Here is a 15,638-nt window from a genome sequence, read left to right as displayed (position 1 = left end):
TTGCAAAGCCTGCAGATGCATCGCATTTGCAGGTTTTTTTGCTTTCAGCACCTGGGCGGCAGACCTGGATGGCTGCCAGGTCCTTGCGTGCTTGAGCATTGCGCTAGTTCTGCATGCCCTGGAGCTGGGCGAAATACTGGCGCAGCACCTCGATGGCCTCGCGTACCTTGGCGGGCAGGGTGTCGCGGCTGGCGGTGACGGCCCAGATGTCCAGCATGCCCATATTCCAGTCGGGCAGCAGGCGCACCAGACTGCCAGACTCCAGACTAGCTGCCACGTCATGGGCCGAGAGCAGGGCAAGACCCAGACCCGCTTCGCAGAACTGCTGCACGGCGCTGCGGTGGTTGCTGACCATGAGCGGGCGCACCTGTAACCGGAACTCCTGGGCCGTGCTCTGCTGTCGCCAGAGAAAATCGGCCTGGGCATCGTCGCTGCGGCTCATCTCCAGCCATGGCAGCTGCGCCAGCTCGCTGGGGTGTCTAGGCGTGCTGCCGTGGGCCTTGATCCAATGTGGCGAGGCGCAGAGCACGGTGGCGCTGCGCCCCAGATGGCGGGCCACCCAACTGGAGTCCTGCAGATTGCCGAAGCGCAGCGCCAGATCCACGCGCGCCTGGATCAGGTCTATGGGGGCATCATCCATCAGCAGGCGCAGTCGCAGCTCGGGATGCATGGCTAGCCACTTGCCCAGCGCCGGTGCCGCGTGCTGGGTAAAGCCAGCCGGGGCGGCCAGACGCAGCTCGCCGCTGGGGCGCTGATGCTCGGCGGCCAGCTCGGCGCGAGCCCGGTTTGCCGCTTCGCACATGGCTGCACACTGGATGTAGAAGCGCTGGCCGGCATCGGTCAGCGTCAGCTGGCGCGTTGAGCGGTGTAGCAGTGTCAGACCGGCTTCCTGCTCCAGCTGACGGATGTGCTGGCTGACCGCCGAGGGCGTCATGTCGAGCTGGCGGGCGGCTGCGCTCATGCTGCCGCGCTCCACCACGGCGGCAAAAATGGCCATGCGTCTGAAATCTTCCATGCAGCTATTTTGAAGTGCTACTTCAAGGTCATGGTGGCTAAAAGGGGTTTTTCTCGCTACTAATGCCGGTTAATCTTTAGTCCTGTTGAAGATATAAGGAGTTTTTCCATGAAGGTTGCATTGATTGGCGCCACGGGTTTTGTCGGTGCCGGGTTGCTGGATGAGCTGCTGCGTCGCGGTCATGATGTCGTGGCCCTGGTACGCAAGCCCGAGGCCGCTGCCGCGCGCGAACATGTGCAGTTCGTCAAGGCCGATGTGCTCAACGCCGACGAGGTGCAGCGCGCAGTGACCGGCTGCGACGCGGTGGTCAGCGCCTATAACGCAGGCTGGAACAATCCCAATATCTATGACGATTTCATGCAGGGCTCGCGTGCCATCGTGCAAGGCGTCAAGGCTGCGGGCATCAAGCGTTATCTGGTCGTGGGCGGCGCCGGCAGCCTGTATGTGAATGGCCAGCAACTGGTGGACTCGCCCGACTTTCCGGCGTTCATCAAGCCTGGCGCCTCGGCGGCGCGCGACATGTTTGCCGAGCTGCAAAAGGAGTCCGCGCTGGACTGGACCATGCTGAGCCCGGCCGTGGGCTTTCATGGCGGCTCCAATGCGCAATCCAGGGGCCGCACTGCCGAGTACCGCACGGGCAAGGATGAGCCGTTAATGCAGGCCGACGGTCAGCCCGGCGATATTTCGGTGCAGGACCTGGCCGTGGCGCTGATCGATGCACTGGAGCAGGGCCTCCATGTGCGTGAGCGCTTCACTGTGGCTTATTGATTCTGCCGTAGATCCTGCTGCAGCTTGGGCCTGCGCTTTACCTTGGGGCGCAAGCGCCCTGGCAGCCACCTGAGCTGCCGCGGATGGCGGTGCGTGTCTGCATAAGGTAAGCGCGAGCGCTATCCGGCAGTTGTTTCTATAGTGGTGCTTTCAGCGACGGAAACGCCTATGAGTTCACAGTCGTCATTGCGCACAGCAGTCAGGGTCATGGCCATGTTCGAGGCCACCAAAGGCGTGGCGGCGCTATTGGGGCTGTGGGGCGTGCTGAGTCTGCTGCACCACGATATTCATCGCCTGGTGCTGGAGTTGATCGGCCATATGGGCCTGTCACCTCAGCAACGCTATCCGGCTCTGCTGCTGCAGGCCGCGGATGCCCTCAATGTCACCCCGGTCAGTACGCTGGTGCTGCTCGGCTGTCTCTATGCGGTCGTGCGCGTCATCGAGGCCTGGGGTCTGTGGCAGGACAAGGCCTGGGGCGAGTGGTTCGGCGTACTGGCCAGCACCGTGTACCTGCCGTTTGAACTGCTCCATCTGCTGCATCGCGGCAGTTGGCAGGCGATGCTGGTGCTGGCCTTCAATATTGCACTGGTGCTGGTGCTGCTGGCCAGGCTCATCCAGAAGCGCAGGCAGGCCCACGTCCCTGCAATGGCTGCGGAATAAGCGGACTGCGCGTCCTGTTTGACGCATGGGCGCGCACAATTCGGTCTTTATGCTGCGTTGCAGCAAGTTGCAAATTCATGACAGAGCCCTTAGCCTCTCCGATCTCCACCTCGATATCTCCTGCCCGATCTCCCGCCCAGGCCTGGCTCAGCGTCATTGCGCTGGCGCTGGGTGCTTTTGTCTTCAACACCAGCGAGTTCGTGCCCGTCGGTCTGCTCAGCAGCATTGGCGCCAGCTTCGAGATGCAGGTGGAGCAGGTGGGGCTGATGCTCACCATCTATGCCTGGGTGGTCGCGCTGGCCTCGCTGCCCTTCATGCTGCTCACGCGCAAGGTGGAGCGGCGCAAGTTGCTGATGGGCGTGTTCGCGGTGTTCGTGATCAGCCATCTGCTCTCAGGCGTGGCCTGGAGCTATGCGTCTTTGGTCATCAGCCGCATCGGCATTGCGCTGTCGCATGCGGTGTTCTGGTCCATCACGGCCTCGCTGGCCGTGCGCGTGGCGCCGCCGGGCAAGAAGGCCATGGCGCTGAGCCTGCTGGCCACGGGCACTTCCGTGGCCATGGTGCTGGGCATTCCGCTGGGTCGCATCGTGGGTGAGTGGCTTGGCTGGCGCATGACGTTTCTGGCCATCGGTGGGGTGGCGGCGGCGGTGATGCTGGTGCTGGGCAAGCTCTTGCCTCTGCTGCCCAGCGAGAACGCCGGTTCCCTGTCCAGTGTGCCCATGCTTTTCAGGCGCCCGGCCCTGGTCGGTATCTATGTGCTGCTGGTGGTGGTGATTACCGGTCAGTTCACGGCCTACAGCTATATCGAGCCCTTTGTGCAGGACATTGCCGGCCACGCCGGCGATGTGACCACGGCCGTGCTGCTGCTGTATGGCGGCATGGGCATTGTGGGCAGCGTGCTGTTCGGCTGGTTCGGCATGCGTTTTCCACGGGGCTTTCTGCTGGCGTCCATCGGCGTGCTGGCACTGAGCCTGCTGCTCCTGGTCATGAGCAGCACGCATGTCTGGAGCCTGTATCTGCAAAGCTCGGTCTGGGGCATTGCCATGATCTGCTTTGCGCTGTCCATGCAGTCCAAGGTACTGAATCTGGCGCCCGATGCCACCGATGTGGCCATGTCCATGTTCTCGGGCATTTTCAATATCGGCATTGGCGGCGGCGCGCTGCTGGGCAGCATCGTCAGCCAGCAATGGGGCATGACGCATATCGGCCTGGTGGGCGGCCTGCTGATTGCGCTGGGCGGCGCGCTCTGGCTGTTCATGATGCTGAAGCTGGCCGACAGCTTTCGTTTGAAGCCATAGTTTTGTATACAAAACTGGCCTGACTCTTGCATGGGTGGTTTGTCTCAAACTTTTTTAGAGAGGAAACCACCCATGAAAGCGTTTGCCGCTACCTTCACCACCATCGCCCTGGCCGCAGCCAGCCTGTCGGCTCAGGCCCAGAGCTCCGTGCAGCTCACCGGCACCATCGACAGCTATGCCGGCTCCATGAAGCTGGCAGGCCAGCAGCGCGTGGCCTCGGTCGGCTCCGGCGGTCTGACCACTTCCTGGTGGGGTGTGAAGGGCGTGGAGGATCTGGGCGGCGGCCTCAAGGCCGACTTCAATATCACGAGCTTCTTCCGGGCCGATACCGGTACCCCCGGCCGCTTTGATGCCGACCCCTTCTTCTCGCGTGATGCCAATGTGGGTCTGGCTGGCAGCTTTGGCCGTGTCAGCCTGGGCCGTGGCCTGGCGCCTAACTTCCTGCCCACGGTGCTGACCAATCCGTTTGGCGACTCCTTCACGGTCTCGCCACTGGTGCTGCATGCCAATATGACGACCGCGGCCTGGGGAACGGACAGCCTGACCACGGCCTCCAACACCGGCTGGAGCAACCAGATCCTGTATTCCACGCCCACTTTCGGCGGCCTCAGGGCCAATGTGCACTACCAGTTCGGCGAGCAGACCAGCAGCGGCAACAAGGGCAAGAAGAATGTGGGCCTGAACCTGATGTACTCGGGCGGCCCGCTGAGCCTGACGGCCTTCTACGAGCGTGCGCAGATCAACAACCCTGTATCGCTGGCGGTGATGCCGACCAAGAGCAACTGGATGGTGGGCGGCAGCTACGACTTCAGCGTGGCCAAGCTCTATGCCACTTACGGCCAGGCCAAGATCAACGCCCAGGATCGCGAGAACACCACCTACTCGCTGGGTCTGGACATTCCCGTCAGCGGCACGCCCGGCACCTTCAAGGCAGCGGCTGCACGCACCAAGTCGGAAGTGGGCAACGTCAGCGGCACACGCACCACCGTCAGCCTGGGCTACGACCATTTCCTGTCCAAGCGCACCGATGTCTATGCCGTGGCCATGTATGACCGCGTGAGCATGGACGTTCCCAACAAGTCCGGCACCAGCGCCCTGGTGGGTATACGCCACCGCTTCTGAGAACAGGTCTTGCATTGCACCAGTTTCATGCATGAGCACCTGGCTTGTGCATGAGGCGAGGCAAAGAAAAAGTCCTCGCCGGTATGTGCCGACGAGGACTTTTTTTCATGTGCAGTAGACGCTTATTCGTCCATCTTCAGATTCTGCTTTTGCACCACGTTCTTGTAGACGGCCAGTTCCTCGGCCATTTGCTTGGCAAAGGCTTCGGGGGTGTCGGCCATGATGATGGAGCCGCTTTCCTCGATGCGCTTCTTCACGTTGGGGTCCTGCACGGCCTTGCGCACGGCAGCGTTGATCTTGGCCACGACATCCTTGGGCAGGTTCTTGGGGCCGACGATGCCGTAGTACGCCATGCGGTTGACCTGAGGCAGGCCGACTTCCTTGAAGGTTGGCACATCAGGCAGGGCTGCAATGCGCTGAGGAGCGGCGACGACCAGGGCCGTCAGACGCTTTTCCTTCACGAAGGGCAGAGTGGAGGGCAGGTTGTCGAAAATCAGCGGCACTTGACCGGCCACGGTGTCGTTGAGCGCAGGGCCCGAGCCACGGTAGGGCACGTGGGTCATCTCGGTCTTGGTCTCCAGCTTGTACATTTCCATCATCAGATGGGTGATGGAGCCCAGGCCAGGCGATGCGTAGGAGTACTTGGCCGGATGGTTCTTGATCTCGGCCAGGAAGCTCTTGTAGTCCTTGCCGGCGAACTTGGGGTTGGCCGCAATGATGTTGGGCGTGGCGGCAATGTTCACGATGGGCGTGAAGTCGGTGGCCACGTTGTAAGGAATCTTGGGATTGATGGCAGGATTGGTCGCCGTGGTGGAAACGGTGGCAATGCCGAGGTTGTAGCCATCAGGTGCAGCGCGTGCGGTTTCGGAGGCGCCGATGCTGCCGCCGCCACCGCCCTTGTTTTCCACCACAACGGACTGGCCCAGCTCGCGGCTCAGAGGCTCGGCAATGATGCGGGCGATCAGGTCGGTCGTGCCGCCTGCGGCAAAAGGCACCAGCAGTCTGATGGGCTTGTTGGGGTAGTTGCTCTGTGCCTGGGCTGCGCCGCAAACGGCGAGGGCGGCCACGACGGTGGCGGTGAACTTGAACATGTTTGTCTCCTTGGTGTGATGTGTGAAAGGCAGGCACCGATCTATGCCGTGCTCTGCCCATGTGAAAAGGGTGTCAGATCGCGCCGCGCTCCCGCAGCAACGTCAGATCGTCGGGGCTCAGCCCCAACTCCAGCAGCACCTCGTCAGTGTGCTGACCCAGTGCGGGCGGTGCATTGCGGTAGGTCACGGGCGTGGCCGACAGCCGCATGGGGCTGGCCACGGTGGCCATGGCAGAGATGCCATGGTCCGCGCTCGACGGCAATGTCTTGTGTATGCCCCGGGCCTTGACCTGCGGGTCTTCAAAAGCCTGGGCGATGGTGTTGATGGGGCCGCAGGGCACGGCCTTGTCCTCCAGCAGCGCAATCCAGTCGGCAGTGCTGCGCTGGCGCATCTGCGGCTTCATCAGCTCGAGCAGCGCCGCGCGGTTGCGCACGCGGGCGGTATTGGTGGCAAAGCGCGCATCCTGCGCCCAGGCTTGCTCGTCGATCGCTGCGCAAAAGCGCGCGAACTGGCCGTCATTGCCGATGGCCAGCAGCACATTGCCGTCCAGCGTCGGGAAGTCCTGATACGGTGCCAGGCTGGGATGGGTGTTGCCGGCGCGGCCCGGCGCCTGGCCGGTGGCCAGAAAGCCGGCGGCCTGGTTGGCCAGCACGGCCATGCCCACATCCAGCAGCGCCATATCGATGTACTGACCCTGGCCGCTGCCATTTCTCGCGTTGTCGCGGGCGTTGAGCGCGGCCAGGATGGCGTTGCTGGCATACAGCCCCGTAAACACATCGATCACGGCCACACCCACTTTCAAGGGGCCGCCGCCGGGCTCGCCATCGGCATGGCCGGTGATGCTCATCAGGCCGCACATGGCCTGCACCATGAGGTCATAGCCCGCGCGCTCGGCATAGGGGCCGTCCTGGCCGAAGCCCGTGATGGAGCAGTACACCAGGCGCGGGTTCAGTACCTTGAGACTCTCATAGTCCAGACCGTATTGCGCGAGTCCTCCGGTCTTGAAGTTCTCCACCACCACATCGGCCTCTTGCGCCATGCGCTGCAGCAGCGCCCGGCCCTCGGGGTGCGCCATGTCCACGGTGATGCTGCGCTTGTTGCGGTTGCAGGCCATGAAGTAGCTGGCCTCGCGCGTATCGTTGCCCGCGTCGTCCTTGAGGAACGGAGGCCCCCAGTGGCGTGTGTCGTCGCCGGCGAGAGGGCGCTCGACCTTGACCACATCGGCGCCCAGATCGGCCAGCATCTGCGTGGCCCACGGACCCGCCAGCACGCGCGAAAGATCCAGCACCTTGATGCCTGCCAGTGCGCCGGTGGGAGTGGTGGAGCTTGCGTTCATGTCGGATGATCCCGTAAAGCGAAACAATGAAATAAATAGCTGCTTGCGCTTTATTTGTCTGGGTTCTGAGCTGAAAACTATTCAAAACCCAGACAAATCAAGCGGTACTAGCTAATAAATGAATAGCGATGAATAGTGGTGGTTGCCACCACCCCTTCGCAAGAGGAAACGAGCAAGGGCCGCTCCGCAGCGAGGTTTCCGTCCCCCTCCCTTAGCGTAAAGCGCGTAGAGAGAGGGGGAAGCCGCGCAGCGGCTCAGGGGGTATCAGTTAAACGCCGCAATACCGGTCTGGGCACGACCCAGGATCAGCGCATGCACATCGTGCGTGCCTTCGTAGGTGTTGACCACCTCCAGGTTCACCAGGTGGCGGGCCACGCCGAACTCGTCGCTGATGCCGTTGCCGCCCAGCATGTCGCGCGCCATGCGGGCGATGTCCAGCGACTTGCCGCAGTTGTTGCGCTTGATCAGCGAGGTGATCTCGATCACGTTCTGGTGCTCGTCCTTCATGCGGCCCACGCGCAGCGCGGCTTGCAGGCCCAGCGTGATCTCGGTCTGCATATCGGCCAGCTTCTTCTGGATCAGCTGGTTGGCGGCCAGGGGGCGGCCGAACTGCTTGCGGTCCAGCGTGTACTGACGGGCGGTGTGCCAGCAGTCCTCTGCCGCACCCAGCGCGCCCCAGGCAATGCCGAAGCGGGCGCTGTTCAGGCAGGTGAACGGGCCCTTGAGGCCGCGCACATCGGGGAATGCGTTCTCTTCGGGGCAGAACACATCGTCCATCACGATTTCGCCGGTGATGGAGGCGCGCAGGCCCACCTTGCCGTGGATGGCGGGGGCGGACAGGCCCTTCATGCCCTTTTCCAGCACAAAGCCGCGGATCTGGCCCACAGTGCCGTCCTCGGAGACTTCCTTGGCCCAGACCACGAACACGTCGGCCACGGGGCTGTTGGTGATCCACATCTTGTTGCCCTTGAGGCGATAGCCGCCGTCGACCTTGTAGGCGCGCGTGGCCATGGAGCCGGGGTCGGAGCCGTGGTCGGGCTCGGTCAGGCCGAAGCAGCCGATGAATTCGCCCGAAGCCAGCTTGGGCAGGTATTTCATCTTCTGCGCTTCGGTGCCGAACTCGTTGATGGGCACCATCACCAGGGACGATTGCACGGAGGCCATGGAGCGGTAGCCGGAGTCCACACGCTCGATCTCGCGCGCCACCAGGCCGTAGCTCACATAGTTCAGGCCTGCACCGCCGTATTGCGTGGGGATGGTGGGGCCCAGAAGGCCCAGCTCGCCCATCTCGCGGAAGATGCTGATGTCCACCGACTCATTGCGGAACATGGCTTGCACGCGGGGCTTGAGCTTGTCCTGGCAGTACTCGCGTGCGGCGTCGCGGATCATGCGCTCGTCTTCGGTCAGTTGCTGGTCGAGCTGGAAGCAGTCGTCCCACTGGTAGCCATTGGCCATGTTCGTCTCCTGAATGCAAGGTGTCGGTCTGCAGGCGCTTTCTTGCCTGAGTGCTTGCACACATCTTAGGTGGCCGAAACAGAGGGTGGCAAACGATGAATAATCATCTATGGATGAGAAAAATGCATGTATAAGTCGAATGGGTCATATTTTGACTTTGATCTATTTTTTATGAATGCGCCCAAGGAATACGTAATATGCGCAGAGTGCTTCCCTCCACCCAGGCCCTGGCCTGCTTCGAATCGGCTGCCCGCCATATCAGCTACACCAAGGCCGCACAGGAGCTGTCGCTGACGCAAAGCGCGGTCTCGCGCCAGATCATTGCGCTGGAGGAGTTTCTGGGGCTGTCCCTGTTCAGGCGCACGCGCCATGGCGTGCTGCTCACCGATGCGGGCCGGCATTACGCCATCCAGGTCGGGCGCTGGCTGCAGGGGCTGGAGCGTGACACCCTGGATCTGATGAGCCACCAGGGCGAGGGCGGCCCCATCAATCTGGCAGCCGTGCCTACTTTTGCCACCCGCTGGCTGCTGCCGCGCCTGCCTCAGCTGGCCCAGCAGCACCCCGATATCACCGTCCACATTGATGTGCAGACCCGGCCTTTTCTGTTTGCCGACACCGTGTTCGACGCAGCTCTTTATGCGGGCACGCCTGGGCAGGTGGAACGCTGGCCCGGCGTGCAGGCGCAGTGGCTGATGGACGAGGAAGTCGTGCCCGTGTGCAGCCCGCAACTGCTGGCCACGGCCCAGCAGCGCGATCCGGGCCGTGCCTGGCTGCCGGTGGGCCCCGAGGTGATCGCCCGCCTGCCGCTGCTGCAGCAAAGCACGCGTCCCCAGGGCTGGCGCCAGTGGTTTGACGCGATGCATGTCGATGCGCCGCGGGCACTCGACGGCATGCGGCTTGAGCTGTTCTCCATGCTGGCCGTGGCCGCCAGCCAGGGGTTGGGCGTGGCGCTGATCCCGCCCATGCTGATCGAGCAAGAGATTGCACGTGGCGATCTCATCGTCGCCTGCCCGCAGCCGCTGCGCGGCAACCGCGCCTACTATCTGGTCACACCCGAACTGGCGGCCGATGCTCAGCCCTCGCCGGCGCTGCGGGTGTTCAGCCAGTGGCTGCAGCACAAGGCGCAGGAGGCCGCTGGCCGCAAGCCAGAGCGCCAGCCTTGAAATACAGCTTTGACCGAATATCCGCCGGGCTTTGGGCTGCAATAGCATGTATCTCAGCAAGAATGATTGTTAGCCCAGCCAGCAAAGCGCTGGCTGCTATGAATTCTTGCAGTGGAGAGTTGAATCATGTCTTTCAGTCAAAGTCTGTGGAATGCCAATCAGGCGCTGTTTCAAAGCACCCTGGAGCTGCCCTTCAACAAGGAACTGGCAGCCGGCACGCTGAGCCGGGAGCGTTTTTGCCACTACATGATTCAGGACGCGCATTACCTCGTCGCCTATGGCCGCGCGCTGGCTGTCGCGGCGGCCAAATCCGATAACGCCGAAGGCGTGGTGCAGTTTGCCAGTGCCGCCAATGAAGCCGTGGTGGTGGAGCGCGCCCTGCATGGCGGCTTCATGCGCGACTTCGGCATTACGCCCGAGCAGTTTGCGGGCACGCCGCTGACGCCGGCTTGCCATCACTACACCAGCTATCTGCTGGCCACGGCCTGGAGCGCCACTTACCCGGTGGCCGTGGCCGCGCTGCTGCCCTGCTTCTGGATCTATGCCGAGGTAGGGCGCGACATTCATGCGCGCTCGGCCAAAGACAATCCATTTCAGGCCTGGGTGGATACCTATGCCAGCGAGGAGTTTCATGCGGCGGTGCGGGGCGTCTGCGCCACGGTGGATCGCCTGGCCGAAGAGGCCACCGAGACCACGCGCGCGGCCATGCATGCGGCTTACAAGGATGCGGCCCGGCTGGAATGGCTGTTCTGGGACAGTGCCTATCGCCTCGCCGATTGGCAAGGGTCGCTGCGCTGAGAGCCTGGTGATGCCAATGTGGTTTTGATTAAAAAATAATCAGCACTCCGATTATTCATTTCTGACAAGGACTTATCTCGCTTATTCAAGGCGTTGCCGGGGTTTGTCCACAAGCTTGTAGCGATTTGTTGGGGAGAACTGCTCTGCAGCCCAATTCAGACTTGCCTGAGCTGCTATGAAATGCAGAGTTTGAGGGTGCCAGGCCCTGCAGGGGGTGTTCTGCCTAAAAAATGGGCGGTTGTTGGGAAATCATTTGAAAACAAAGACTTGATCTGCTTATCCCGCTCACTGCCGAGTCTTGTCCACAAGCTTGTAGTGCCTGGGTGGGGAGAACTCGCTCCTTTGTGGACGGCAGCGCCCAATCTTCAGAAGCTATGGCGCCGGCCCGCCTCGACCAGGTGGTCGATCAGCGCCCGCACCTTGAGTGGCAGGTGGCGCGAAGGCATGTACAGTGCATAGGCGGTGCGCGGCGCGTAGTTGCCCGTCAACTGCCAGTCGGGCAGAACCTGTACCAGCGCGCCGCTGCTCAGCACGGCCTGGGCTGCAAAGTCTGCCACCAGGCCTATGCCCTGATGCTGCAGCGCCAGATTGATGATGCCCGTGCTGCTGTCCATGGACAGTGGTGCGTGAATGGCGACTTCGGTCACGGCAGGCGCCGGGCTGCGATCCTGGTCGTGCACCCATTGAAGCCGGCTCTGAAAGTCGCCATAGCCCAACGTGATGCATGCCACGCCATGCTGGCGATCCAGCTCCAGCGGATGGCCGGGTGGCTTGGGCAGGCCCTGTAGGTAGGCGGGCGAGGCCACGGCGATATAGCGTACCTGGCGCAGCTCGCGCGCCACCATATGGGGCGGCAGCTGTTCCGGGCGGGTCAGGCGAATGGCCAGATCCAGACCTTGCTGGGCCAGATCCTGCATCTGGTCGCTGAGACTGACGGCGATCTCCAGTTCCGGCCATTGGCGGCGCAGCGCAGGCAGCTGGGCGCTGAGCCAGATTTCACCAAAGATGGTCGGTGCCGTCAGCCGCACCGTGCCGCGCGGCACGCCGCTGTAATGGCCGGCAATGGCGTGGATATCGCTGGCCGTCTGCGCCAGCTGGCTGCAGGCGGCATAGACCTCGGCGCCCAGCTCGGTCAGGGACAGAGACCGGGTCGTGCGGTGCAGCAACTGCACGCCCCAATGGGCTTCCAGCCGCCCCACGCTGCGGCTGATCGCAGAGGTGGTCAGATCCAGTTGCCGTGCAGCAGCGGCAAAGCTGCGCAGTTCCACCACCTTGGCGAAAACCAGCATTTCAGGGAGCAAGCCGGGTTCTGTGCTCATGGGTTTACTTGATTGTTGATTGAAGGGCAATAGTAAGTGGAATAGGTATGTATTGATGCATAAATGTGATTGATGGACGATGCAGTCATGACTTCCCAGATCTCCTCCTCTTTGCAAGCGCTGGCTTCCAAGCCGGCTTTGGCCGCTGCGCCGCCGTCTGGTGGCACCTGGCGCATGATGCTGGCCATGGCCCTTTCTGGCACCATCGGTCTGCTGGTGGTGGAAAGCGGCCTGCCCGTGCTGTGGGTAGTGTGGCTGCGTTGTTTGCTTGGTGGTCTGGGGCTGGCGGCCTGGGTCGGGTGGTCGGGTCAGTGGTCACGGCTGAGCTGGCGCGAGTGCGGCTGGCTTCTGCTTGGCGCTGCGGCGCTCATCGTCAATTGGCTGTGCCTGTTCCGTGCCTATGAATACAGCGGCATTGCCATCGCCACGGTGGTTTATCACGTGCAGCCCTTTTTGCTGTTGCTGCTGGCAGCCCTGCTTCAGCGTGAACCAGTGCCGCTCAATCGCCTGCCCTGGCTGGTTTTGGCGTTGGTTGGCGTGGGTCTGAGCAGCGGCTTGCTGGGGCTGGCCGGCCAGGGCGCATCGCAAGGGCAATTGCTGGGTATTGGGCTGGCGCTGCTGGCGGCCGGTCTTTATGCCTTGGCCACCTTAGCCACCCAGCGGCTCAAGCGGATTGCGCCGGCGCAAATTGCCATGCTGCAGATGCTGGCGGGAGCGCTGAGCTTGCTGCCCTGGGTGTGGGGGCTGCGCGACCAGGCGGTCTTCGGCCCCAGGGCCTGGAGTGCGGTGCTGGTGCTGGGTCTGGTGCATACGGCCTGGATGTACACATTGATGTACACGGCATTTCAAAGACTGCAAGCGCAGGCGATCGCCGGCCTGTCCTTTATCTACCCTGTCATGGCCTTGCTGGTGGACCTGCTCTGGTTTGGCGCCAGGCCGCAGCCGGTGCAGTGGCTGGGCATGGCACTGATTCTGGGCGCGCTTGCTGCCTACCGACGTAGCGAGCGAAAAACCTAGTGAAAATGGCCTTCAGCGCTTATGTATAAAGCGCTGGTAGCTATTGTTTTTAAATCCAGGGGGTAATGGCCAGCACCAGTGGCATCAGTACGGCCGTGGCCACGCCGTTCAGGCCCATGGCCAGGGCGGAGAACGCGCCGGCCGTGGGGTTGAGCTGAATGGCACGTGCCGTGCCAATGGCATGGGCCGTGAGCCCGATGGCAAAGCCCTCGACCGCCGGGTCCCTGAGACGCAGGACGCGGCACAGCAGCGGCGCCATCATGGTGCCACTGATGCCGGTAATGGCCACGGCCACGGCGGCCAGCGAGGGCGTTCCGCCAAAACGCTCGGCCATGGGCAGGGCGATGGGAATGGTGGCTGACTTGGGGGCCACGGCGATCAGCGTGGCTTGAGAGCCGCCGAAAGCCCAGGCAATGCCCAGGGCTGAAAGCAGTGCGACCAGACAGCCCACCAGCAGTGCCACGCTGATAGGTAGCCATAACTGGCTGATACGTTCGCGCTGTGCGTACAGCGGGATGGCCAGTGCCACGGTGGCCGGCCCTATCATCAGACCCAGCAGGGAGACGCCGCTGCGGTAGGTTGCATAAGGCGTGCCCGTGATCATCAGAATGGCGACGATGACGACCACGCCTGTGAACACCGGTATCAGCAGCGGGCGGTTGCCGCTTTTTCGGTAGATGGCCATGGCCGCCATATAGACCAGCATGGTCAGCACCAGCCAGGGCAGGGGCGAGCCTTCGGCCAGGCTCAGCCAGGCGGTGTGCAGGCGCTCAGGCAGTGAGGTGCTCATACGCTGGCCTCCTGCTCTGCGGCGGACTCGTCATCCGGCTTGCGAGTGCGCTGGCGCTGCAGGCAGAAGCGGAAGGTGAGGGCGGTCGCGGTGAATGTGATGGCAGCTCCGGCAATGCAGGCCAGCACAAACGGCAGCCATTCACGGCGCAGATGGTCGAACTCCAGCATCACTCCCGCAATCACGGGGATGAAAAGCAGCATCATGTTCTGCAACAGCACCTGAGCCGTGTCTTCCAGTGTCTTGGGTAGGCGTTTGTAAAACAGCAGGCCCAGCAGCAAAAGCAGGGTGCCGATCAGCGCGCCGGGCAGAGGCAAGCCCGTGACGCGGGCCAGGAACTCCCCCAGTAGCTGAAAGGCGAAAAGAACAGCAAGCGCATACAGCATAAAGGTGGTCAGCTCCTGAATAATGAGCTGGCAGCCTGTTGCCAGGCAGCCAGCTCTGTAAGGGTGGGGTATGGGTTGGGTGAATAAAGGTAAAGCCGGCGGGTAACTATTGCGTGTCGCGGATGACAGGTTTATCTTGGGTCTCAGGCGCTTCGGAGCCGAAGCGGCCAGTCATCGCACGAGCTTAGGAGAAGTCACCATGCAAACCGCAGTCTATCGCGCACCTGTGTATGAACCTACGGTCGATGAATTGGAAACACTCAAGAAGCTGGAGCTGGGCGAGGATGTCTCCTTATGGTCTGCGGCCAAGGAGTATCTCTCCAGGCGCCTGCTGGAGCGGGGGCTGGTGGAGCAGGATGCTGAGAAGCATTGGCATATCACCGAGTCGGGGCGTATGGTGATCCGGCGCCAGCTCTGAAAAGCTCAAGGGTTAACCCCGGGGTTGCAGTTGCCTGATTTGAAGGCAACCTACCTTTCGGGCTGCAAGCACAAGGGATTGTGAGTATTTATCACCAGGATTTCACTGGATATTCACAATCTTATGCACATGAACTGTGGAAAAAATCGCTGTCGTCAACAGCGATTTTTTTATGATCTGAATCAAGCTAGGCTTGCGAGGATTGACAGCAACAGCTCTGGCTGACAGTCCAGATTTGGAGGTGCTTAAAACAGATCTTTGAGAGGGAAAAGATCCTGGGGACGGGCATGCGCAGTCCGCTCGGAGCGAATCGACATCTGTAGGGAACAAGGATGCGATCCCGACCAGACATGAGATCCGAAAGCAGGTGGATGCACCAGATTGGGCAAAGTTATGCACAGCGGCTGTGCAACTTCGAAAAAATGAGCGAACAAGATCGGCCCAGCCTTATCAGGCGGGAAAGACAGGTGTCTGTGGCGTATTGGATGCTCCGATTTCTCACACGGAGAAAGGAGGCTGCGCTAGCGAAGCTAGCTCTGGGCCGGATATGCCCGGAATCAGTGATATGCCTTGAAAGCATGGGATTCCTGGGCCCTGGCGCTTGTCCATGGGGAGGCGGATTTTAGCCCATATTGGGGTGCTGGAATTGCTCCAGGCGTTCTTCTGGCAAAAACACCTGGCGCCGAATGAGCTCGGGCGTGCTGCCTCGCCTTGCTTGGCTTGCATTGTCTGAAGGTATGCGGGTTGCTGCTGTCAGTACACGGTGAGGGTGTATTTGCGCGATGCAAAACAACCAGGGAGGGGGAGTCCGCCCTGGTTGCTTGACTGACGGTCAGCACAATGGGGGTGCTGTTGCGCTGTGATGGCTTTGAGCGGCCTACTCGCTTGTAGGCACGAAAAACAGGTACTCACCTGGCCCCATCTGCGGGGTGATCACATAGCCCTCGCACTGCCTGTCCTTGCACTTCACAGGGATGGCGCGGGGCCAGATGGTGGCTGCAG

General features: G+C 62.0%; 15 protein-coding genes. 8 read left to right on the top strand and 7 right to left on the bottom strand.

Features of this window, described 5'->3' with window-relative positions:
* Window positions 1-103: 103 nt before the first annotated feature.
* Window positions 104-1,015, bottom strand: a complete 912-nt coding sequence (locus tag F3J24_RS23700; RefSeq protein WP_167011196.1) for a LysR family transcriptional regulator — start codon at window positions 1,013-1,015, stop codon at window positions 104-106.
* A gap of 108 nt (window positions 1,016-1,123) precedes the next feature.
* Here F3J24_RS23700 and F3J24_RS23695 point away from each other — a divergent pair, with 108 nt between their 5' ends.
* The 4 genes from F3J24_RS23695 (at window position 1,124) to F3J24_RS23680 (ending at window position 4,863) form a co-directional block, all read left to right on the top strand.
* Window positions 1,124-1,783 (top strand): NAD(P)-dependent oxidoreductase, encoded by a 660-nt coding sequence (locus tag F3J24_RS23695; RefSeq protein WP_167011194.1) that lies wholly within the window; start codon window positions 1,124-1,126, stop codon window positions 1,781-1,783.
* A 168-nt stretch (window positions 1,784-1,951) separates the two neighbouring features.
* Window positions 1,952-2,443, top strand: coding sequence for a DUF2127 domain-containing protein (locus tag F3J24_RS23690; RefSeq protein WP_167011192.1), 492 nt, complete (start codon window positions 1,952-1,954; stop codon window positions 2,441-2,443).
* Window positions 2,444-2,520: 77 nt separating this feature from the next.
* Window positions 2,521-3,741 carry a sugar transporter gene (locus tag F3J24_RS23685; RefSeq protein ID WP_167011190.1) on the top strand — a complete coding sequence of 407 codons (1,221 nt, stop codon included), beginning with the start codon at window positions 2,521-2,523 and terminating at the stop codon, window positions 3,739-3,741.
* Window positions 3,742-3,813: 72 nt separating this feature from the next.
* A complete protein-coding gene (locus F3J24_RS23680; RefSeq protein ID WP_167011188.1) occupies window positions 3,814-4,863 on the top strand; it encodes a porin in 1,050 nt (349 codons plus the stop codon).
* Between the two features lie 122 nt (window positions 4,864-4,985).
* Here the strand turns inward: F3J24_RS23680 and F3J24_RS23675 are convergent, their stop codons facing one another.
* From F3J24_RS23675 to F3J24_RS23665, 3 genes are all read right to left on the bottom strand, one after another.
* Window positions 4,986-5,954 (bottom strand): tripartite tricarboxylate transporter substrate binding protein BugE, encoded by a 969-nt coding sequence (locus F3J24_RS23675; protein ID WP_167011186.1) that lies wholly within the window; start codon window positions 5,952-5,954, stop codon window positions 4,986-4,988.
* A 73-nt stretch (window positions 5,955-6,027) separates the two neighbouring features.
* The gene (locus F3J24_RS23670; protein ID WP_167011184.1) at window positions 6,028-7,290 is read right to left on the bottom strand and encodes a CaiB/BaiF CoA-transferase family protein; all 1,263 of its coding nucleotides are present in this window, start codon (window positions 7,288-7,290) and stop codon (window positions 6,028-6,030) included.
* 264 nt (window positions 7,291-7,554) lie between these two features.
* Window positions 7,555-8,745 (bottom strand): acyl-CoA dehydrogenase, encoded by a 1,191-nt coding sequence (locus F3J24_RS23665; protein ID WP_167011182.1) that lies wholly within the window; start codon window positions 8,743-8,745, stop codon window positions 7,555-7,557.
* A gap of 197 nt (window positions 8,746-8,942) precedes the next feature.
* On the opposite strand from F3J24_RS23665, the gene F3J24_RS23660 reads away from it, so the two are divergent.
* Window positions 8,943-9,908 carry a LysR family transcriptional regulator gene (locus F3J24_RS23660; protein ID WP_167011180.1) on the top strand — a complete coding sequence of 322 codons (966 nt, stop codon included), beginning with the start codon at window positions 8,943-8,945 and terminating at the stop codon, window positions 9,906-9,908.
* Between the two features lie 126 nt (window positions 9,909-10,034).
* Window positions 10,035-10,706: a thiaminase II gene (gene tenA, locus F3J24_RS23655; RefSeq protein WP_167011178.1), complete on the top strand. Its 672-nt coding sequence runs from the start codon at window positions 10,035-10,037 to the stop codon at window positions 10,704-10,706.
* A 365-nt stretch (window positions 10,707-11,071) separates the two neighbouring features.
* On the opposite strand, the gene F3J24_RS23650 is transcribed toward tenA, so the two are convergent.
* On the bottom strand, window positions 11,072-12,025 hold the full coding sequence (locus F3J24_RS23650) for a LysR family transcriptional regulator (RefSeq protein WP_167011176.1): 954 nt from the start codon (window positions 12,023-12,025) through the stop codon (window positions 11,072-11,074).
* A gap of 174 nt (window positions 12,026-12,199) precedes the next feature.
* Here F3J24_RS23650 and F3J24_RS23645 point away from each other — a divergent pair, with 174 nt between their 5' ends.
* On the top strand, window positions 12,200-13,042 hold the full coding sequence (locus tag F3J24_RS23645; protein ID WP_370527774.1) for a DMT family transporter: 843 nt from the start codon (window positions 12,200-12,202) through the stop codon (window positions 13,040-13,042).
* Between the two features lie 49 nt (window positions 13,043-13,091).
* Here F3J24_RS23645 and F3J24_RS23640 read toward each other — a convergent pair whose 3' ends face one another.
* Entirely contained in the window at window positions 13,092-13,832 is a 741-nt protein-coding gene (locus F3J24_RS23640) for an LrgB family protein (RefSeq protein WP_167011174.1), read from the bottom strand.
* Window positions 13,829-14,218, bottom strand: a complete 390-nt coding sequence (locus F3J24_RS23635) for a CidA/LrgA family protein (RefSeq protein WP_167011173.1) — start codon at window positions 14,216-14,218, stop codon at window positions 13,829-13,831. The genes F3J24_RS23640 and F3J24_RS23635 overlap by 4 nt, the downstream gene beginning before the upstream one ends.
* Before the next feature lie 199 nt (window positions 14,219-14,417).
* Here F3J24_RS23635 and F3J24_RS23630 point away from each other — a divergent pair, with 199 nt between their 5' ends.
* Entirely contained in the window at window positions 14,418-14,636 is a 219-nt protein-coding gene (locus F3J24_RS23630; RefSeq protein WP_003078700.1) for a hypothetical protein, read from the top strand.
* Window positions 14,637-15,638 lie beyond the last annotated feature (1,002 nt).

The sequence above is a fragment of the Comamonas sp. Tr-654 genome (assembly GCF_011752915.1).
Lineage (GTDB): Bacteria > Pseudomonadota > Gammaproteobacteria > Burkholderiales > Burkholderiaceae_C > Comamonas.
Note: the sequence above shows the minus strand (reverse complement) of the source record. Positions and strands in the feature narration are given on the sequence as shown.